General features: G+C 37.9%; 18 protein-coding genes. 7 read left to right on the forward strand and 11 right to left on the reverse strand.

Features of this window, described 5'->3' with window-relative positions:
- From cbiT to DW000_RS04585, 5 genes are all read right to left on the reverse strand, one after another.
- A complete protein-coding gene (gene cbiT, locus DW000_RS04565; protein ID WP_120055329.1) occupies positions 1-588 on the reverse strand; it encodes a precorrin-6Y C5,15-methyltransferase (decarboxylating) subunit CbiT in 588 nt (195 codons plus the stop codon).
- Positions 585-1,211 carry a precorrin-6y C5,15-methyltransferase (decarboxylating) subunit CbiE gene (cbiE, locus tag DW000_RS04570; protein ID WP_012864531.1) on the reverse strand — a complete coding sequence of 209 codons (627 nt, stop codon included), beginning with the start codon at positions 1,209-1,211 and terminating at the stop codon, positions 585-587. The genes cbiT and cbiE overlap by 4 nt, the downstream gene beginning before the upstream one ends.
- Positions 1,187-2,305: a cobalt-precorrin-5B (C(1))-methyltransferase CbiD gene (gene cbiD, locus DW000_RS04575; protein ID WP_012864532.1), complete on the reverse strand. Its 1,119-nt coding sequence runs from the start codon at positions 2,303-2,305 to the stop codon at positions 1,187-1,189. Before cbiD ends, cbiE begins: the two co-directional genes overlap by 25 nt.
- Before the next feature lie 71 nt (positions 2,306-2,376).
- Positions 2,377-2,871: a YajQ family cyclic di-GMP-binding protein gene (locus DW000_RS04580; RefSeq protein WP_004696277.1), complete on the reverse strand. Its 495-nt coding sequence runs from the start codon at positions 2,869-2,871 to the stop codon at positions 2,377-2,379.
- A 415-nt stretch (positions 2,872-3,286) separates the two neighbouring features.
- Positions 3,287-4,882: a WG repeat-containing protein gene (locus tag DW000_RS04585; RefSeq protein ID WP_120055331.1), complete on the reverse strand. Its 1,596-nt coding sequence runs from the start codon at positions 4,880-4,882 to the stop codon at positions 3,287-3,289.
- Between the two features lie 223 nt (positions 4,883-5,105).
- On the opposite strand from DW000_RS04585, the gene DW000_RS04590 reads away from it, so the two are divergent.
- The 3 genes from DW000_RS04590 (at position 5,106) to DW000_RS04600 (ending at position 8,821) form a co-directional block, all read left to right on the forward strand.
- On the forward strand, positions 5,106-6,080 hold the full coding sequence (locus tag DW000_RS04590; RefSeq protein WP_120055540.1) for an RluA family pseudouridine synthase: 975 nt from the start codon (positions 5,106-5,108) through the stop codon (positions 6,078-6,080).
- Positions 6,081-6,331: 251 nt separating this feature from the next.
- Complete coding sequence (gene fba / locus DW000_RS04595; protein WP_120055333.1) at positions 6,332-7,261, forward strand: class II fructose-1,6-bisphosphate aldolase; 930 nt, start codon at positions 6,332-6,334, stop codon at positions 7,259-7,261.
- Positions 7,262-7,264: 3 nt separating this feature from the next.
- Complete coding sequence (locus DW000_RS04600) at positions 7,265-8,821, forward strand: polysaccharide biosynthesis protein (RefSeq protein ID WP_120055335.1); 1,557 nt, start codon at positions 7,265-7,267, stop codon at positions 8,819-8,821.
- A 96-nt stretch (positions 8,822-8,917) separates the two neighbouring features.
- On the opposite strand, the gene DW000_RS04605 is transcribed toward DW000_RS04600, so the two are convergent.
- The gene (locus tag DW000_RS04605) at positions 8,918-9,961 is read right to left on the reverse strand and encodes an AEC family transporter (protein WP_012864537.1); all 1,044 of its coding nucleotides are present in this window, start codon (positions 9,959-9,961) and stop codon (positions 8,918-8,920) included.
- Positions 9,962-10,181: 220 nt separating this feature from the next.
- Here DW000_RS04605 and DW000_RS04610 point away from each other — a divergent pair, with 220 nt between their 5' ends.
- Entirely contained in the window at positions 10,182-10,922 is a 741-nt protein-coding gene (locus tag DW000_RS04610) for a gamma-glutamyl-gamma-aminobutyrate hydrolase family protein (protein ID WP_120055337.1), read from the forward strand.
- Between the two features lie 15 nt (positions 10,923-10,937).
- The gene (locus tag DW000_RS04615; protein WP_120055339.1) at positions 10,938-12,245 is read left to right on the forward strand and encodes an APC family permease; all 1,308 of its coding nucleotides are present in this window, start codon (positions 10,938-10,940) and stop codon (positions 12,243-12,245) included.
- A gap of 150 nt (positions 12,246-12,395) precedes the next feature.
- Here DW000_RS04615 and DW000_RS04620 read toward each other — a convergent pair whose 3' ends face one another.
- Entirely contained in the window at positions 12,396-13,235 is an 840-nt protein-coding gene (locus DW000_RS04620) for a hypothetical protein (RefSeq protein ID WP_120055341.1), read from the reverse strand.
- 81 nt (positions 13,236-13,316) lie between these two features.
- Positions 13,317-15,584 (reverse strand): YadA-like family protein, encoded by a 2,268-nt coding sequence (locus tag DW000_RS09960; protein WP_120055343.1) that lies wholly within the window; start codon positions 15,582-15,584, stop codon positions 13,317-13,319.
- A gap of 614 nt (positions 15,585-16,198) precedes the next feature.
- Here DW000_RS09960 and DW000_RS04630 point away from each other — a divergent pair.
- Positions 16,199-16,810, forward strand: a complete 612-nt coding sequence (locus DW000_RS04630; protein ID WP_120055345.1) for a GPR1/FUN34/YaaH family transporter — start codon at positions 16,199-16,201, stop codon at positions 16,808-16,810.
- A gap of 161 nt (positions 16,811-16,971) precedes the next feature.
- Here DW000_RS04630 and DW000_RS04635 read toward each other — a convergent pair whose 3' ends face one another.
- The gene (locus DW000_RS04635) at positions 16,972-17,568 is read right to left on the reverse strand and encodes a hypothetical protein (protein WP_120055347.1); all 597 of its coding nucleotides are present in this window, start codon (positions 17,566-17,568) and stop codon (positions 16,972-16,974) included.
- A 301-nt stretch (positions 17,569-17,869) separates the two neighbouring features.
- Positions 17,870-18,640 carry a hypothetical protein gene (locus tag DW000_RS04640; RefSeq protein ID WP_120055349.1) on the reverse strand — a complete coding sequence of 257 codons (771 nt, stop codon included), beginning with the start codon at positions 18,638-18,640 and terminating at the stop codon, positions 17,870-17,872.
- 800 nt (positions 18,641-19,440) lie between these two features.
- Here DW000_RS04640 and DW000_RS04645 point away from each other — a divergent pair.
- Positions 19,441-20,652, forward strand: coding sequence for an OFA family MFS transporter (locus tag DW000_RS04645; protein WP_120055351.1), 1,212 nt, complete (start codon positions 19,441-19,443; stop codon positions 20,650-20,652).
- A gap of 92 nt (positions 20,653-20,744) precedes the next feature.
- Here the strand turns inward: DW000_RS04645 and DW000_RS04650 are convergent, their stop codons facing one another.
- Positions 20,745-21,986 (reverse strand): LlaJI family restriction endonuclease, encoded by a 1,242-nt coding sequence (locus DW000_RS04650; protein WP_165850998.1) that lies wholly within the window; start codon positions 21,984-21,986, stop codon positions 20,745-20,747.
- Between the last annotated feature and the right edge of the window lies 1 nt (position 21,987).

Here is a 21,987-nt window from a genome sequence, read left to right on the forward strand (position 1 = left end):
TTACTCTCCTTCTGCGATACGCGTTGCAGATACAATGAAAATTGGACTCAATGGGTCTAACAAATGATAAGGCCCAGCCTTGCGGTAACGACTGATGGACATTTGGTAACCTTCATACGTGAAAGGACGACCTTTCAACTCTTTAAGGATTGTATAGCCAGTTTCCATCGTTACAGCAGTTACAACTAAACGGCCACCTACTTTTAACAGACGTTGCGCCTCGTCCATGATGCCTGTCATGCCACCAGCGCTACCACCGATGATAACCGCATCAAGCTTAGGCAATTCTTCCATGCCTTCCGGAGCTTTGGACTTGATAACAGTCATATTAGTTACATTAAATTTCTTCATGTTCTCATTGATAAGGTCGATGCCTTTATCAAAGCGCTCAATCGCATATACATGCCCTTTAGGAGCTGCCAAGGCTGCTTCAATAGAAATAGAGCCCGTACCAGCACCTACGTCAAGGACAATGCTATCTTCCTCGATGCGTGCCTCGTTCATAACGGCTTTGCGAATCTCGCATTTCGTCATCGGCACGTCGCCGCGGATAAATTCCTCATCGGGAATTCCGAAAAAATGTCTCATCCTAGTACCACCATTACAGAGTGACCAAATCCTTCGAGCTCCGTTAACACCTCTAACGTAGAGTCTACAATTTTTTCATCATCATAACTCAAACGCTCTAGCGCTGCCGCTCTCGTTTCTTTTGGCCAACCTGCATCTATTAAAATACGCGCAATATGCGCTGGATTATATTCAGGATCCGTTAAGAATCCCATCTTTTTACCTGCTTCATATACGAGTTTTTCGGGCGCCGGTTGACGACCGTGAAAGCTCATTAAATCCGCATCATGCCATACCTCATTAAGACGGGCAAAGGCAAAGGTCATAGAGCTAATGCCTGGCACCACCTCAATAGGGTTAGCAGTAAATTTTTTCTTTAAATAGGGCAATAAGCTATAATAGCCTGTATCGCCACTAACCATAACTACAACGTCATGGTCGTTGAGTTCACGCTCAATTTGCTCCGCTAATACGCTGAGCTTACCTGTTACAGGATATGTAGTTTGACCAGGCTCTTGAAAGTCCTCTAAGGACCGTTCACTGCCTACCAATACTGTAGCATGTTTAATTAAATTAAGGCCTCTAGGCACCACATAATCAGGATTACCCGGACCAATGCCTACGATATACAAGGTATGTGCCAATGTTCAAGTTCTCCTATCTCTTTTGCATGCTTATCCATTGCCAAAATCTCGCCCTTTAAGGTCGTAATGATGATGCCCACCTCTGCTTCGTTAGCAATATAGCGCTCACTACGCAAAGAGGCACGATCTACAACACGTTGGTATACACCAGTCAATCCTTCTCGCTCCAGGATAGGGAATGTAGACTCTGTGGTTTGGCAATTAAATAACTCTTCACACACCTCTTGGGATGCTCCTTCTAAAGCAGCATAGGCCACGATACTTTCCATACGGCCATCACTCATGCGATTATGAGTATGGAAGCTACCACTAGCTAGTTTGATTAATTTACCGATATGACCGATGATTAATATTCGTTTGAATCCAATCTGTACAGCCTTTTCAAGCATAAATCCAATAAAATTACTCGTTTCTGCCATTTGGTTCTTATGAATACCTAATACTTGCTCTGCAAGATCTTGACCAATACGCCCCGGTACGAGAACAGCTGTTTCACATCCGTTAGCCTTCATAACTTTCAACTGTGGCACTAACGAGTTCTTAAACCCTTCTTCACTCATAGGCTTAACAATACCGGTAGTACCAATAATGGAAATGCCACCTTCGATACCAAGTGTATGATTTAATGTTTTCTTGGCTAATACCTTACCATTAGGAACACTAACGGTTACCGTCACACCTTGACCATGGACACAATGTTCTTCAAAAACTATTTTCATCATTGCCCGGGGCCCTGGATTGATAGCCGGTTCTCCTGGTGGCATAGCAAGGCCTGGTTTCGTTACAGTACCTACACCAAAGCCGGCTCGGAATCGCAGTTCACCAGTATTATCAATGGTCACTGTCGTTTCCACATCATTGCCATGGGTTACATCAGGATCATCGCCGCCGTCTTTCATAACAGTCACCTTCGCCTCTGTATCGGATATAACCTCTACCGCTTTAATAGGAACCTCAATGTACTGACCTTGAGGGTTCTCAATGACCACTTGGTCCACAATATTCTTATCTAAGAGGGCCAATAAACCAGCTTTCATACCTGCCGTAGCACATGAACCTGTGGTATAGCCACCCTTCATGTCCTCCACTTTCATAAGGCCTCCTACACTGATAGTATTAGCGACTCAAACGAGTCTAACTAACCCTATCCTATGAACATATGTTATTAGGAACGGAAGTTAACGAATTGCAATTCTACAGGAATATCCAATTGTTTTAACATTTGGATTACTGCTTGCAAATCATCTTTATCCTTACCAGATACGCGCACTTGATCCTCTTGGATAGATGCTTGTACCTTAATTTTCATGTTTTTAATTGCTTTTACTACTTCTTTAGCATTTTCTTTAGTAATGCCTTTTTTAATAGTAATGATTTGGCGAACTGTTGCACCTGCTGCTGGTTCAACTTTGCCGTAATCAAGATTTTTAATCGCTACATTACGTTTAACCATCTTGCCTTTTAAAACATCGATAATGGCATTCAATTTGTATTCATCATCACCGATGATCTTGATAGTGTCGCCTTCAAGACTAATTTCTGCTTTAGAGCCACGGAAATCATAGCGCGTACCAATTTCTTTTTTTGCTTGGTTTACAGCATTATCTACTTCCTGCATATCCACTTCAGACACAACGTCAAAGGAACAATCTTTAGCCATTTTATACCTCCTACACCTGAACCTGTTGGGCATAAGGTTCATAGCATTACTTTCATCATCCTCATATTCCAAGTGAAAGTGTAAAACTACACCAAATCGGAATACATCTCTATAATTATACCTTAAAACAGGCTTATTTTCTAGGTAAATCGATTTTCTTAATTATAATTGTTAGCTATGTATTAATGAAGCTTTTATAAGTATAGTGGAAGTTCTCTAATACGGTACACAATGCAATACATAAGGCCAATAACACAAAAAAACTAGCAACATACATAATACATGTACATTGCTAGTTTCTGTATAACGATATTATGTTGTATTTAGTTTATAGCTAAGAACTATAACTAAAAAATACTAATTAAGCCAGAACTAAAGACAATACAAATTCAAAAGAATTCTACAACCAATTATATTATAAAACGTTTACCGCATCATATGTAGGTTGTACAAGCCATTCACCTTTGGAGTTCATGATTCCCCATTTGCCTTTAGACTTAACAGAGCTGAAACCATGGTTAAAGGACTTAGCGTCTTCAATAAGTTTGTTTGTATCTCTAAATAAAATATGACCATTATTATCTATAATTGTATAGCCCTCTTTACCAGTATGAACCCATGTTACAGTATCGTTGTTGAATGGTTCAATAGTTGCTTCTGTTTGAGCAGAATACAAGGATTTACCACTATTCATATCGATAAGGTTTTTAACATGATCTTTCACAACTACTAAACGATCAGTCCCTGCAAAGGAAATAGAATCATATTTGAAGGTTACTACTTGCTTACCTGTTGATACATCGAAAATGCCCCATTTCTCAGTCTTATTGTCTCTTAACGCTAATAGACCATTTAATTTATCCATTTCACCTGCATCGTAATCGCCTGGTTGAATAACAACTTCACCTTTACGGTTCACAAAGTATAAGTTACCAGCATCTTTAATTACTGTGCCATAGGCTGTGATAGGCCATACTTTATCTTTTTTGCTGTCGATTACAATATTACCAGAGCGATCGATATAGCCACGTTTTGCACCATCATAAGCAAAACCACCTACGTGATAATGTTGACCACCTAAAAGCGCACCTCCAAGGATACCGCCCACGATGAAGCCACCTACAAGGCCACCTAAATTAAAGCCACTCACGGAGCGGCGGTATTCAGCCAGACCATTACGGTATCTATATACCTCTTTAGATGGAGCATTAAATAATTCTTTACCAGTACCATCAATAGCTACAATTTTACCTTTAGCATTTTTAACAAAAGCACGGTCTTCGCTAAATCCAGTCACGATTTGACGGAATTGTGGAGCAATCACTACTTTATCATCAGTAGTTTTAAAGCCATATTTACCTTTTTCTTTAAACTCTACATAGGAATCGCTTGGATACTCTTGAGTTGCTTCTTGTTTTACACGTTCTTTTAAAGCTTCCTCTTCAGAGATTTCTACCCCCTTAGGGGTAACCCAAGTGTCTGTTTTCTTATCTACTTGAGCTAACACATTACCCGTTTTATAATCAACATCTTTAATTTCTTTATATTTAGGCTCAATAGCAACGGTACCATCTGGACGGATAACACCCCATTTACCACCTTGTTTCATAGCTGCCAATACACCATGTTCAAGCACTTCGTCATTTTTGAAAGTAGTGCCTTTACCAGATTTTAAAGATTTAGGAGCATTGCGATAAGGGTTTAATGCGCTCGCCACATCAGCTGCGATATAGCCAGAAAGTGCACTACGCTCTTCAATTTTTTGAGGAGTCATAACGCCTACACTAGCTTTTGTGCTTTTAGAAGAGCTAGAGCTCTCTGTACGAACAGTAGAAGTTGATGTAGTCGTTGTATGTTCCTCACGAGTTACACGTGTACTAGTAGATGTTGGTGTATCGTGGTTTGTTACCGTTGTACTACTAGTAGATGTTGTAGTAGATGCCGCAAAAGTTGTTGTAGACATAGCCGCTAACACACATGCGACTAATACAGATTTCTTGTTAATATTCATAAACCTCTCCTTTTATAGAATAAGCTATAACCATATAGTCGTTAACATACATATATAGTTCATAAAATATACTGTTAGAACTAAACACACAGTATTATAGTAAAAAGTTCACACATAAATAATGTATAAAATTAATAATTCAAATTATACTATATGGACCTTCATAAATACAACGAATTATGAAAAATTCTTCATTTATATTTTATTTGTTATAATAATACGTATGAAAGCAGCAACGATAATCGATTTGATTGTAAACTCTGATGTACACACACAGTCTATAAATCATATTATAAAACAACAGCATATTTCCCAGCGCATGAGACGCCGTTTACGAAATGATGGCATCATAACAGTTAATGATAAATTTGCTACCTGGAATATGCTCATTCATGGTGGCGATCATCTCGTTATGAAGTTAACACCAGAGCAAGAGTTTAGTTTAAGCCCTATGGAACTAGATATCATATATGAGGACGAATATATTTTAGTCATTAATAAAGCGGCTGGTATTCTGATGCACCCTACTTCTACCATACGAGATCATACACTGGCAAATGGTGTACTTCATTACTACCAAGAAACAAATCAGTATTATGATTTCCATCCCGTACACCGATTAGATAAGGATACCTCAGGTATTGTCATCATTGCTAAAACATCGGTGGTCCAACATGCTTTTGATAAAAAACACACCCATTTTTACAAAAGCTACGACGCCATTGTAGAGGGACATCTCCCTGCTGTGCCTATAAGCATTAACTGGCCTATAGGTCGTAAACCAGGCAGTATCATTGAGCGTTGTTGTACAGGCCAAGGAAAGCCGGCTCGCACGAATATAACTATTATTAGTAAAAATACAAGCAAAATCAGTAGTGGTAAGATTAATTCTGATGATGTAATTACGATGAATAATAATAGTAATGTATGTTCAACTGACAATTCGCTTACATCTTATAATCAGTTTACCCATGTACGATGCTTATTGCACACAGGACGCACCCATCAGATTCGAGTTCATTTATCTCAACTAGGGTATCCACTAGCTGGTGATGACTTATACGGTGGTCATCTAGAATCTATCCAACGCCAAGCACTACACGCAGCGCGCGTAAGCTTTTATCATCCCATAACAAATGAATGGCTCGAACTGCATGCAGAAATGCCAGAGGATATGAACGTATTGCTAAACGATTGAGCTGATATAACACCAATAAATAAATGCTCCTACACAGAAATAACCCACATGGGTCACAAAACAAGACGAAATTTATGCATAAGTTATACAAAAAATATTGGCCCTTTATAGTGTTTCTTGATATACTTAACTTGAATTGATATATGATTGCAATAACACTAGTTTTTTATCTAGCTCATATGCGCTAGAAACACTAGCAGTCACAGTATTAATAACATGATATGACAGGCCCTATGGCCAAGGAGGACAACATGCCATTAGTTACTACTACAGAAATGTTCAAAAAAGCCTATGAAGGCGGCTATGCTGTTGGCGCTTTCAATGTAAACAACATGGAAATCGTACAAGGTATCGTAGATGCAGCGAAAGAAGAACAATCCCCTCTTATCTTGCAAGTATCTGCAGGTGCTCGTAAATATGCTAAACATATTTACCTTGTTAAACTCGTAGAAGCAGCTCTTGAAGACAGCAACTTACCGATCGCTCTTCACCTTGATCACGGCGATTCCTTTGAAATCTGTAAAGACTGTGTAGATGGTGGTTTCACATCCGTTATGATCGACGCATCTCATTATGATTTCGATGAAAACGTAAAAATCACAAAACAAGTTGTTGAATATGCTCACGCTCACGGCGTTGTAGTAGAAGCAGAATTGGGCCGTTTAGCAGGCGTTGAAGATGATGTAAACGTATCTGATGCAGATGCTCGCTTCACTGATCCTGAACAAGCTGCTGAGTTTGTCCATCTCACAGGTGTAGACTCCTTAGCAATCGCTATTGGTACTAGCCACGGTGCATACAAATTCAAAGGCAACCCTTACCTCGATTTTGATCGTTTGAAAAAAGTTGGCGAATTATTGCCTAACTTCCCAATCGTATTGCATGGGGCATCCTCCGTATTGCCTGAATTCGTAGCAAAATGTAATGAATTTGGTGGCAACATCCCTGGTGCACAAGGCGTACCTGAAGAAATGCTTCGCAAAGCAGCTCAAATGGCGGTTTGCAAAATCAATATCGATACAGACCTTCGCCTTGCTATGACTGCATCTGTACGCGAATACTTGGCTCAAAACCCATCTGAGTTTGACCCACGTAAATATTTAGGACCTGCTCGTGATGCTATTAAAGGCATGGTAGCTCACAAAATCAAAAATGTATTAGGTTCTTCTAACAAACTATAATCAATGGCTAGTGGATTTTTAAAAGGAACCTTAATTTTAACCATTGCCGGTTTCGTAGTGAAAGCCATCGGTAGTATCAACTGGATTCTTTTATCCCGCATCTTGGGCGGTGAAGGGATCGGCATCTACCAGATGGCCTTTCCTATCTATTTGTTACTATTGCAAATTTCGAGCGCAGGTGTGCCGATTGCCATCTCTATTTTGACGGCAGAACGATTAGCCTTACACGACTTTAGTGGTGCTAAGAGAGTATTCAATATTTCTTTTACAATGTTGACTATTACAGGTTTTATCGCCAGTCTTGCCATGTACTTTGGTGCAGATTGGTTAATTTCTAGTGGTCTCATTGCTGAAAGCCGTGCCTACTACTCTATCATCGCGCTCGCTCCGGCAGTATTCTTTGTAACATGGATTTCCTGTTTCCGCGGGTATATCCAAGGCTATGAAATGATGACGCCCACAGCGATTAGCCAAATTGTAGAACAATTGCTACGGGTTATCGTTATGCTAGGTGCTGCTGCTATTTTATTACCTTACGGTTTACCGGCCGCGGCAGGTGGCGCTAGCTTGGGTGCAGGTGTAGGTGCTTTTGGTGCCTTCCTAGTGCTCTTGTACTACTACTATAAATTACCTAAGGCAAGTAGTACTGGTGAAAGCTACGATGGTCCCCGTGAATCAGCTAAAGAAATTCTGTCACGACTCTTAACATTGTCCATACCAATTTCCTTAGCAAGTATCATGTTACCGTTGACGGCGAATCTCGACTTACTTATCGTACCACGTCGCTTATTAGATGCTGGGTTCCCAATGAACGAAGTAACAGAACTCTTCGGTTATCTTACTGGGATGGCGGTACCGCTCATCAACTTGGCTACCATCATTACCGCAGCCCTTGCGACAAGCATTGTACCAGCTATCTCTCATGCCTTTGCAAAACGCGATCATCAAGGTATATATGATCGCACTGCTGGCTCTATGCGTTTAACATTTATGGCAACCGTACCATTTACAGTGCTATTATATGTACTTGCTGCCCCAACTGTTACACTGATTTACAATGCGCCTAAGGCAGAACTAGCAACGCAAATCACGGCATTCTCTATATTCTTCCTAGGTGTACATCAAGTAACAACAGGTATTCTACAAGGTCTCAACAGACCACGTATTCCAGTCATAAATATGGGGATTTCCCTCATAATCAAGGTCATCCTTAACTGGACACTGACTGCTATTCCTTGGCTTGGCATCGGCGGTGCCGCCTGGGCAACCGTTGCTGATATTGGCTTTGCCGCATTACTTAACTTGATTTATATCAAAAAATACACAGGCTACTTTCTTGATATTTCCTTACTATGGAAAAATGTGGTCAGTGCCGGTATTATGGGTATACTTATTTTCATGAGTTACCATTACTTAATAGACATTCTACCAATGTGGGCTAACTTTATACTCACTGGTATTGAAGGATTACTACTGTACGTAATTATCATGGTTCTTTTAAAAGGCCTTAATAAAAACGATGGTGCTAGCATGCCTCTAGTGGGTAGATTCTTTAGATAAGTTGTATATACTTACATAAAAATAGGTTCCTAATAGTCACCTATATGACCATTAGGAACCTATTTTTTATTTACTTATTTTAATCTTTTCCTTATTTTAAGCCTGTATACCTATCATTGTTAAAATTTCCATTATAATTGGAATTACTACAACAAATAATATGGTACTAATCATAACTAGACCTGTAGCAAATGGCAAATCAGCTTTTGATTCATTAGCTACAATTGGCAATACTGCAATGACAGGTCCTGCTGATTGTACAACAAAGGTAATGATTGCAATTGGTTCTAGAACTATGCCTGCTCCATATTGTAAGACCGTAATCAAACAGAACATGATAATCGGGGAAATGACAAATCGTCCTACAATCCCACCGATGGAGTCTTTATTTAAACGCATGCTTTTTAAGCCCGCATCATGAAGTACAATACCTATATAAATCAAGGATAATGGGGTTACCATATCACCTAAGTAATTCAAGGTAGTATGCAAAATTGGAAGTAAAGGAATTTCAAAAAACAAGAAGATTAAGGCCACAAAAAAACCTATCAATGGTGGTGGTAATAACTTCTTCCAATCAAATTTAGGTTTCTTGCTTTTACCTTCAGTAGATTCTGAACTATTATTTATACTATCAATCTTATAGGAGCCATTATTAAAATCTACTTCAGAATTTGGCAGTGGATCTAGTTCTATAAGGAATACTCCCACCATCCATACGGAAATAGTGTTACCGATGTAATATAACAAGAAATACGGCAGCGCATCTTGACCAAATAGTGCAATTTGCACTGGTAACCCAATAAACAAGCAGTTATCATTTACTACCATATTGATAAAAATACCACGTCGTCCTTTAGGAACTTTCAACATTTTCATCATAATAAACGCTACGATATATGCGATAACATATGTTAGGACAACCACTAACATGCCATATCGTAAATTCCATATATCAGAAGTATGTAGGTGATGTAATACAGATACAAATACTCCCGCTGGTAATGCAACCGACATGATAAATCGCGATAAATTACCGCTAAAGGTAGGATTAAACATGCCCCGCCCTTTTAATATATATCCTAACAAAATAAGTAGTACAATAGGTATGATACTTTGTAAGGATGTTAGAAAAACCATAGTAAACCTCCCGCACAGTTCATTCGTAGTCTATCATACCATGTTTCGCAATAAACAGATACAACTATATCTTGAAAGAAAATATAGTAAAATGTATCAACTTTAACATATTTTCTCTATTATAAGTCTTATAATTATATCTATTAGTAGTGTTTTTATCCATAAAATCTGATACACTAACATAAGGTTGTACAGTTTTTTACACATATGAGGTGATATTATGATGAAACCATTCATTGGCATATCTGGCAATATCTCACGAGATAATGGTGGTCCTTACGTAGATTTATTGCGTTCTTACGTAAACCAAGACTATCCTCGTTCTATTGAGGAAACTGGTGGCATTCCTGTTATAATTCCATTTACCGAAAATCTTGATGTAGCTCGCGAAACGGTAGCAAAGCTTGACGGCTTACTATTATCCGGCGGCCATGATGTATACCCTCTCCACTATGGAGAAGAACCTTTGCAAGGTATTGGCGATGTATTTCCGGAGCGCGATCAATTCGACTTTGCTTTAATCAAAGCAGCAGAAGAAAGACAAATTCCTATCTTTTGCATCTGTCGTGGCTTACAAATCTTAAATGTATATCGTGGCGGTTCTTTATTCCAAGACTTAAAATATGATCAAAACTGTATAATAAAACACTCTCAGAATCAAACACCTTCTCTTGGTACCCATACTGTAGAGATTGAGACCAACTCAAAACTAGCTAGTGCTATAGGTTGCAATACTTGGATTACGAATTCCCATCATCACCAAACAGTTAAAAATGTCGGTAAAGGATTACAAGTTGTAGCAAGAGCTAAGGATGGTACTGTAGAGGGTTTAGAGGATCCATCTTATCCTTGGTTAGTAGCCTGTCAGTTCCACCCAGAAATGATGTCTACAAATGACGATAATGCCAAGCGTTTATTTACTGCATTCGTAAAAGCAGTTCAAGAAAATATAACTAAATAGTAGGAAGATTGTATCATGAAAGAAACAGGAAAATTTGGCTTTTGGAGTATTGTACTCCTAGGCATCAATGGTATTGTAGGAACAGGTATTTTCCTACTACAAAACAAAGCATATTCTATAATTGGTTCCGCTAGCTTAGGCGTCCTGTTATTTGACGCCGTTATCGCAGGTTGTATCGCCCTTTGCTTTGCAGAGGCAGCCAGCCTATTTACACGTAATGGAGGTCCTTATCTATATGCAAAACATGCTTTAGGTGATTTTTGGGCCTTTGAAGTGGGCGTTCTAAAATGGATCGTCACCGTTATTGCCTGGGCGGCTATGGCCGTTGGCTTTGCTACAGCATTAGGTGCTGCAGTACCAGCTTTAAGTGGTGATTTTGCAAAGGATGTCATTTCATTTATCTTAATTGTAGGTCTTACCATTGTAAATATATTTGGTGTTAACGTATCCAAATTCGTTAACAACTTAATCACTATTTCTAAACTAGTCCCTCTTGCCCTATTTATTGCAATTGGTATTTTCTTTATAAATGGAGCTAACTTTACACCAGTCTTCCCTCAAGACATCTATGTAGATGGATCATTTGCTCAAGCTGCAGTTCTTCTATTCTTTGCCTATACAGGGTTTGAAGTTATTGCCATTGCTGCAGAGGATATGAAAAATCCTAAAAAGAATTTACCACGTGCTATTATCATGTGTATGCTTCTCGTATCGGTTCTGTATATGGCAATCCTCGCCGTATCTATTGGTGTACTTGGTACTGATTTAGCAAATACCAAGGCTCCAGTACAAGATGCATTCAACGTAATTGTTGGTCCTATTGGTATGTATATCGTATTAATAGGTACATTGATCTCTATGGGTGGTATCAACTTTGCCGAAGCTTACTATGCACCTCGTGTGGCAACATCCATGGCGGAAGATGGTATGCTACCAAGTGCTTTGGCAAAACGTAATCGTTATAATGCACCATATATAGCAGCTATCGTTACTGCCATTGCCAGTGTATTACTTGCCTGGTCTGGTTCCTTTACTACACTAGCAGCCATCAGCGCAGTATCTCGTTTTACACAATACCTACCAACATGTTTAGCTGTTATCATCTTCCGTCGTAAATGGTCAGATAAAGCTCGTTCCTACACAATCCCTGGTGGCTACTTAATCCCAGTCATCGCTATCGGCACATCCCTATGGATGCTTGCCCAAGCTCAAACTAACCAATTATTATGGGGTCTAGGCGGCTGTATCGTAATCTTGCCGTTCTACTACTCCTACTGGAAAAAGAAAAAAGCTGGTCTCATTAAAGACCATGATGAAATGTAAATAATACAAAAAACTACCAGTTATTCATAATATCTAGTGGCTTATCCTTCCATAGCAGAAGATCTGTTTAAAAGATATATGTTTAACTGGTAGTTTTTATTTTATCTATTAATTCTAATTAGATTAGATATATCAAATGAGTAGTATCGACTAATATAGATCCTCTTCAATAATAGTTTCCTTCGTTAAGTCCTCTTCGATATAACCAACCTCATCAGTCGCTTCATCTTCATCGCGTATATCGATATAGATACTGATAAGTGCTAATGCACCTTCTTCATTAAGTGTAGCAATAGCACTCATAGGACCATAAGTCAAAATAAGACCATCTTCTTCATCGCGAATAATATGAGGCACCGCATCAAAGTGTTGGTTCATTAATTGATCAAAGTAATCCTCTACATCAAGACCGCTTTCAAGAGTAATCGATTCAGCATCACCTTTTTGGAATACAACGCGCGTGTCTTCATCGATATATTGATAGAAGTCATCAATATCTACATTTGCCGTTTCTAACCACATACTAAGGACTGTAATCCAGTCTTTCACTGTGGTTGGCGAAGTCGTGAAAGCATATTCGCTTTCATCAGAACTAAAGCGGAGATCATCATACTCAATACTATAATTTTCTTGGCTTGAAACGATACGATCTACAAGGCCTTCATCATTTACATCTACAAAAATCATGTACACATAGTTATCGCCACTTTCATAAGAAACGGTTAAACCATGACGACCCTCGTGAAATAGCGCATCCTCCTCATACACATCGGTAATGTGCATCACCTTACATGTAACAGGCACATTATCGGCCTTAATCGACTCAGCCATAGAGGACAAAAATTCGATTGTTTCATTACGATTACGCCCAATAATGCCACGGCCCGTAGACATATATTCACAATCTTCACTTAAAATATGTTCAATACCATGAATATCTGCGGATTCGAGAATAGATTTTATTAATAAAAGAGCTTGTATTTCAGTCATAAGTTACCTCGCATAATACAACAGCCAACTACATTACATTATTGTAACATAGTCGGCTGTGTATAAATACAAAAAGCTATATTAAAGATCTAATTTAGCCATCATTTTATTAATTTGTTCTTGCATGGTATTGATTTTTTCGTCTTGTTGTTTAAGCTTTTCATCTTGGTCGTTAATAACCTTAATAAGCCCTGCCTTGGAATACTCCGCATAAGGATTACTTTTACCAAATTTCAGACTAACACCTAGGTTAAGGAGATCTTCGCCTCCGCCGAAGCTTCCACCAATAGAGAATAAAGCTTTACTATTAGGGCGATAGAAAACACCGAGCGCTATGGCATTAACGCCACGATAATTGCCATACCCGGCAGCAATATTCCATTTATCATATGGATCAAACTCTTGTGGATGTAATGCAGCCAATGCCGCTGCACCGGCCCCTACACGCTTAACTCGAGTATCCACCTGATTAATATGAGTATCCACTTGACTGAATCGGTGTTCCATAGTAGATGCAGATTCTGTGGCAATCCATTTTAATTGAGCTACATTGACCGCATCTGTATCTTCACTACCGGCTGCAACATTCGTAATTTGGCGTGTCAAAACCGTATCCCCTGTTGAATCCCCTACCGAAAGGGCTGCTGCAGTGGACTTCCAAGTTGGGGAGCCTTCTGTCGAGGTAGCGTTCCTAGAAGGATCATAGCCAGCAATCCCTTTATCTCTAGAAGCTACTGAATCACTACCTAACGCTACACCACCATTATTTTTAACATCCGTATTATATCCGAGCATAACAGCATTTTCAATATTAGCCGTATTGCGTCTCGTAGGAACTATTTCCTTAACCGTATATTTAGTTTCACTACCATCCCAAGAATTTTTAAGGGTCTTTGTTACTTCTTTTTCCTCTGAAGCCATAGAGCCTAGTACGACATTATGTTTGCCACCATCAAGCTTATGAAAGTCACCGATAACCACATTGTCTTCGCCATTTTTTAGACTATTACCTGTCCCAACTATTGTGGTTCGGCTAATGTTACTACCTTCATTGCCATATCCACTCATGTTATTATAAACATTCATGTGCCCTTCTTGGCCTTTTAACGCATTATTAGTACCCGATATTTGGGAACGCATCGTATAATCAACGCTATTACTATTGCCTAAAATAGATACGGCACCAGCATGCCCCGCCATATAGGCCTTCATGTTTTTACGACCAGCCTCTACGGTTCCTTCATGATTTCCATTTATCTTATCCATGCCAGCTATTTCAGCGCTTTCAAGATAAAAGTTCCCCAAAGTAGTCCCTAATTCAGGAAGAGGTATCACAGAGGCCTTAGAATTTGTTACTTCATTCCCGGAACCTACAATCATGGTTCCTGTTGATCCAGAGGCTCTATTCAAACTACCAGTTATCGTATTACCGATACTATCAGCTTCATCATTTTCAGTTGAAGTACTTTCAATACTATTAAAACTACCATAGGATGACGAAAATGCTCCCGATGAACGACTCATCTCTGTTCCACCCTCTATAACAGAACCATGACCGGTTAGGGTTTGAAAAATACTATTTGCCTTTGAGTGATTACCAATGACTACACTGCCTCCTGAAGAATTGGCTGAGTGATACCCAATAATAGTACTACTTCTACCGACTGTATATTTTTTATCCCTCGAATCACTTTCTGATTTTTCAGCCTGTTCCGCCGGAGACATACTGCCTATAACAACAGAATCTCTTATGGTATCAAGATTTTGATTGTCCCCGATAACAATACCTGCAGCAGGGCCACCGGCAGATTCTACACTATATTCAGCTTTGTTATTGTTCCCAATAACGGTCAATGAATCCCATTCATTTCGATAGGTGTCATTACCACGAAGGAAATTGCCTCTACCGATTGTCAAATCAGACGTATTCGGCTCCCGCCCTGTTTTATGCTTATAATCCGTAACAGTTCCCTTATCACGAGCAATTAATGTATTATTGTCACCAATAACATGCTGTCTACGACTACCTTGAACGGTATTGTTTGAACCTACAATTCGCACATCTTCGCTGCCCATGGAGTTAACTGGTTTCCCCTTCTCGTTTGGAAAGGTTTTACTGATTGTGTTATTATCCCCTACGATAGTAGCATTTTTACCACTAGTTACCGTATTCTTTTTACCGGTAATATTGGTATTATCACTAGCTAAATACTCATTACCATTACCATCAGTAACAGGAGTTTCGCCATAAACAGGACTACCCCATAAACAACCGCACGTACTTGTTACTAAAACAGCAGTCAAGAGAGCTTTATATCTGCTTGGCTGTTGCCCCATTTTCTTTTCCATGTTCTACGCCCCTTTTACATAACAACACAAAAAATACATCACATAATAACAAACGTTTCTAATTAAAGGGTACGCCTATTACATAGGGCTTGTCAAAATGTTAAAAATTATGCGCTAAGCCTTTTGATTTTCTCAACGTACATCATATATCAACACATCATTTATCACTAATTCTAATAAATGATTATGTGAATATAATTTTATAATTAAACTCAATTAGGAAATACCTAGGTCCTATGCACCAAATACATCGACAAGCGTTAAATAATATCCTAGATAGCATTGTACTCCTTAATCTATAACAAATTTATATACATTAGATACTAATTCTGATAAAAGCGTAGAAATATATAAGGTTAAAATCTTATTCCTCATTATTTCTTCGCTTTTTATATGTTTTTAACGTATTTCTTTATATGCGTTTTAGGCATACATCTATGACTCACTCTATTGCCTTAAAACTGTGATATATGTTACATTTATGGGGCAGTACTTTCACAATGGTTATCTGTCAATTCAGTACACACAGTATTTAATAGGAGATGACAATAGTTGTAATCATGTGAAGATTGGGCTGTGTAGTTGTAGTTAGTTGACGGAGAAATGAGGAACAAATGGAAAAGGAAGTAAGAAAAGTTGAAATGAGCGAAAATGTAGCGGATCCTACTGGTCTTGGTCTACTTGGTCTCGCTGTAGTATGTTTTGTGGTATCCACGTCCCGCGTAGGCTGGTCTGGTCCAACAACATCCGTTATTATACCTTGGGCAGTTTTATTAGGTTCATTGGCCCAATTAATCGCAAGTTATTTTGATTTCAAGAAGAACAATCCATTCGGCTCCGTTGTATTCGGTGCATACGGTTTATTCTGGTCCGCTATGGCTGGTGTTTGGTTGATTCAAATGGGCGCCTTCGGTCCTGAAATTCAAAAAGGCTTTGATGTAACGCAATTAGCATTCGCTTTTGTGGGCTTCTTAATCTTCTCTATTTTCGGTACTATCGCATCTTTGAAAACAAACAAAGTTGTATTCGCTATTATGGTTCTTATCTGCTTCCTATTCTTTGGTCTTTCAACAGATCTATTCTTGGGTGGTCGCACAGGCTTCTTTGCTCTTGCAGCATGGTCTGAATTATTCATCTCCCTCTTGGGCTTCTACGGTTCCGGTGCGGTACTTGTTAACAAAGTATTCGGTAAAACTGTATTTCCTTTAGGTAAAAGCATATTATAATAGTTTGAAAACTATATAAACTCTTGCACAACAAAAGAGGTTCCTAATGGTCACAAGTTGACTCATAGGAACCTCTTTTTAATTTACTTTTACTATACCCGTTCAGCTAAATATTACAGACTGACTAAATATATTATGATAAACAAATATGGGAGTCTACCTTATTTATAACTAAACTGCGCATCCATAATCATTTGGCGCAACTGCTCAATGCGAACACCATTTGGTAGCTTGTCTCTATAAAATTGCAACTTATAATAGTAACGAGTGTCTTCATAATCAGTAACTAATACCATGTCCGTCCTATTATGTAATGGCCAGCCATACATAAATTCGGCCAGTAAGCTGCGCACACCATCATTATAGACCTCTATTACATCATGCTTAACAGGCAATACCATCTTTACCGTAGGTTCAGGAACCGTTCTATCTTTAACAATTTTTTCAATCTCATTATCTAAGGTCGCATTTGTATTATCGATAGATCCAGCCTTCACATGCATAAAAACACCATCAGAGGTTCTAAAGGCTCTCCCATCTATATCTTTAGTTTCCCCCTTAGTCTCCACAGAGTCCTTCAATACACGGAACTGATACGGACCAAAAAACTTGGTTTCTGTAATAGCATCTAAACCCTCATCATATTGACCATTATGTACATTTGTAACATGCATAACAGGTTTGATATCACTAGCTTGTGAAAGCATTGGTAACGCTAAACATAGACCTAAAGTAAGTGCTGTAATATAACGTTTCATATACAATCCCCTCCCTATAAAACACTCATATTAACTGTATTGTAACATAATTAGACTGCTTTTATGAAAGTGGTTGTCCTCTAGCTGAAAGCTAGCTTTCTAATTGGGGAATGAAAAAAGGCCCGACATAGAAGTCAGACCGTTTCTTCAACATTAAATTCTAGAAGCGAGGTCTGGCGACCAAACTATTTATGCCTCACTTTAATATAAATTATATCATATCTAAACAGGGAAAGGAGTCTCATACGATTTCTTTTTTGTTTTAAAGCATAATGAACCTAAGAAAAAAATAATATGTAAACTAATCTTCAGTATCGTCAATATAAATATGTACAGAATTTGCTGGTCCCGCTAAACTACGGCCGATTTCAATCGTCATAGGTCCATACTTTATAAAGGATCTATTATTCTTATCATGAATTATATGTGGCATAGTATAGAAAAATAAATTCATTATCTTACTAAAGTCATTTATAATTTCTTCCTTACCTAACAATAAAATAGGTTCTTGATCTTTTCTTTGAAAATGTACACAGCACTCATCAGCAAGTGAATCATAAAAAGAATGCTCATCTACATGTCCAGTTTCTAACCAAATACTAATAGCCGTAAGCCAATCCAAAAAATCAACAGGCGTCTTATAAAAAATGTAATCTATAGGAGGGGACTTATGTTCAGCACGATATTTATCAAGTCTAAAACTCGGAATTTTATCACTAATAATAACTTTGTTAATAAAATTATTTGAATCTAACTCAATAAACATACCTATAGCATAATTGTCTATTTCATTGTATGCAATAGCGAGCCCTCTTTGACCTTCATAAAACAACTCTTTTTCTTTGATTTCTCCCCTAAGTGTCATCATATGTGCATACACGGCTACATTTTCATCTCTGGTTCTTTTTGCTATTGAATTTAGAAAATCATATACTTCTATCTTTCCATTTTTTAATATATTCCTCTCAACATTAATATACTGACAATTGTCTGCTAACAAATTATTAATCCCCTTAAAATCAGCATATTCTAATGCAGATTTAAATATTAATAATACATGATTTACATTCATCTAGGACACCGCTTTCAATAAAAGAAAAACTAATCATTAGCGCCTTAATAACTGAATTGGCTACAATAAAATAAATCATACCACGTGCATCTCATAATAATTTCATTATATAGTAAAAATTTATTGAAATAAATCTATAAAACCAAAAATTCAGAACGATAGATAGGCCCCTTTTTTGCTATAAGATGAATTCTAAAATATATTGCGAAAAATAAAGAGATATCGATAAAAATAATTACAAAGCGAAAGAGGTTCCTATTGGTCACCTAGGTGACTATTAGGAACCTCTAATCTATTTACTTTTATTATCAACAACACTATATTAAGCTTGAGTCCTCTAAATGGGTCCAGCCTTTGCTAATCTTCTAGAGATTGGCGGTGAGAAAACGCATGAAAAAAGGCCCGACATAGAAGTCAGACCGTTTCTTCAATTCAATAAATCTAGAAGCGAAGTCTGGCGTCGAAACCATTTATGCCTCACTTTGATATAAATTATATCATATTTAAATAAGGAAAAGAATCTAAGGATTTCTTTCCTTGTTTTCTTTTATAAATCCTCATAGTGCATACGATAGTGACTTATATCACCGACAAGATGTCCTTTCAATTGCTATATTTGTAATATATTCCTACTGGGCTGACGGATACGTAGAATTAACTACATGCACAGTAGCACACATCGTGTGACAGCCGACCGTCTGGGCAAGCTTTTGTTCAGATGGTCTTTTTTATCGCCTTCTCGTAACAAATGCTTCTTTATCTATATCTGAATATCTCACCTATATGAAAGGAGTTTTCTTATGAGAAATCGTTGGTTTATTGCATTAGCAGCCATTGGTTTGCACATATCCATTGGTAGCGTATATGCATGGAGTGTACTCACACGTCCTATTATGGCAGATATGGGTTTTACTTTATCGCAAACAACATGGACATTCTCACTAGCCATTTTAATGCTCGGGCTATCTGCGGGCTTTCTTGGATCCTTTGCAGAAAAAATTGGTCCTAAGAAAAGTGGACTTCTCGCTATGTTATTCTGGGTAACCGGATTATTGGGTACGGCCTACGCACTTAGCATACACAATCTTACCTTACTCTATCTCTTCTACGGCATCATCGGTGGCATTGGACTAGGCATTGGTTATATAACACCAGTTTCTACACTCGTGAAATACTTTCCAAATCGCCCAGGATTTGCTACTGGTTTAGCTATTATGGGTTTTGGGTTTGCTTCTCTCATTGCAGGGCCTCTTATGCAATACCTTGTAGCTCAGGTTGGATTGGTGGATACTTTCATTATCCTCGGTGTAATCTATCTCGTAATTATGGGCGCCTCTTCACTCTATTTGAAAGCACCTCAACCGAAACACCCAACTCGAACTACGAAAGATAAATCCACCATGTACGTTCATACCCATGGCATGCTAGCCAATGATGCCATGAAAACTTGGCAATTCAGGGCCCTTTGGTGGGTATTCTTTATTAATATTACCTGTGGTATAGGCCTACTATCCTTAGCGTCCCCTATGGCGCAGGAAGCCATTGGTATGACACCTACAGCAGCTGCATCACTGGTTGGTATCATCGGTATCTTCAATGGCGGAGGGCGCATTGCATGGTCTACTATCTCCGATTACCTTGGACGAGCACAAACTTACATACTATTCTTTATTATAGAAATCGTCGCATTCTATCTACTCGCCCAAACCAATAGCGCGCTAACATTCCAAACTTTAATCCTTCTCATTATCACATGCTATGGCGGCGGGTTCTCCTGCATGCCAGCATATCTAGCTGACCTCTATGGTATACGTCAACTATCGACTATTCATGGCCGTATTCTAACTGCTTGGGGATTAGCGGGCATCGCAGGCCCTATGCTCGTATCATACTTTCACGAAGCAGGATATGGCTATACTACTGCTTTAGAATGTTTTGCCGCTCTATTTGTGTTAAATACAATTATTGCTATAATCTTAAAAATATACAGTAAACGAGGACTGCATAACTAATACGTACTGCCAAATAAGGAAATCTCCCTAGTTGCTATCATATTACAACTAGGGAGATTTTTTACTTATGTATATATCTTTTACAATTACTATTAAGATATGATCGAATTATAATAGTCGATTACATCCTTAAGGTTTATATATTCCTCACGAATATATAGACCATCAATGTGTTGTCTATCAACGTGTACTACAGTTCTCCTTTCACCTGATGTAGGTATGATTAAAGCATTTCTAATAATGGCATCTTTATATTTACCACGCAAATAATAGTAATAAAATGCTTGCTTATAATTAAATGCATTCACATCATTAGAAAAATACTTGGAATCAAACAATAAGATTAATGGTTGAGTTCTACTAGTTACAATTTTTAAGTAATGATCAAACTGTATTGAAAATCGACTACGTTCACCATTTTTACGTTGCTCGATATCCATGTTATCTGGTTTTATTATATTTAGCTTGGTAGGTTGTAGCTCCGTTGTAATTTCATAATCATCACCCGAGATTAGTACATGATTAGACAAATACGAATGTACCATACGTTCCCAAAACCATTCAAAATACAGAGTTAGAAACTCAGAGGACTTACTATGATTACTTTTCCATTGAAAGTATCTTATCAAAGAGTTCAACAACAACCGTTCATGATCCTTGAAAAGACGACCAATTAATGTTTGTAATTTAGAGATGCAAAAATTGTACTCGTCAAAAATAGGATTATAAAATTTACGTTTATAAGGATGGATATCATCTAATAAAGATTGAAATGATTTATAAAAATCATATAAGACATAATCCATACACTCAGTTATAAAAATTGACTCATCATATTCACAGTTAACTATAAATGGAGAATATATAAAATTTCCATCACTTAATAAAGGACGAATTGAATTTATTGTTTGATGCCAATTGATGTGCCCTTTATAACCTTTAGAGGTATCCCTTATTTGACGATGATATAATCCAAGCTCTAAATAATATCTAAGAATATAATGATATGCATCTACAGGAATCGTGTCAGTTAATTGTCCAGGCTCAACCCCATACAATTGTCTATCTTGCTCTATAATATGTAATATGTCTTTCATCGATTGTAATATCCATAACTTCTCATCTCGTGAAGTGACTTTACCAACATTATAGTTCTTAGGAAAGGATAGTAGAATATTACCTTCTTTCACTACCATCCCTACAAACGAGCAGCTCAACCTCTCATTATATCGATCACAATATGGATAAATATCCCAATCATCGCAAAAAGACTCTGTCAAATTATCACCATCATTAATAATTTCAAAGTGATAGTCCAATACATCCTTTTCCATA

This window comes from Veillonella sp. AF36-20BH (genome assembly GCF_003602765.1).
In the GTDB taxonomy this organism is placed as follows: domain Bacteria; phylum Bacillota; class Negativicutes; order Veillonellales; family Veillonellaceae; genus Veillonella; species Veillonella hominis.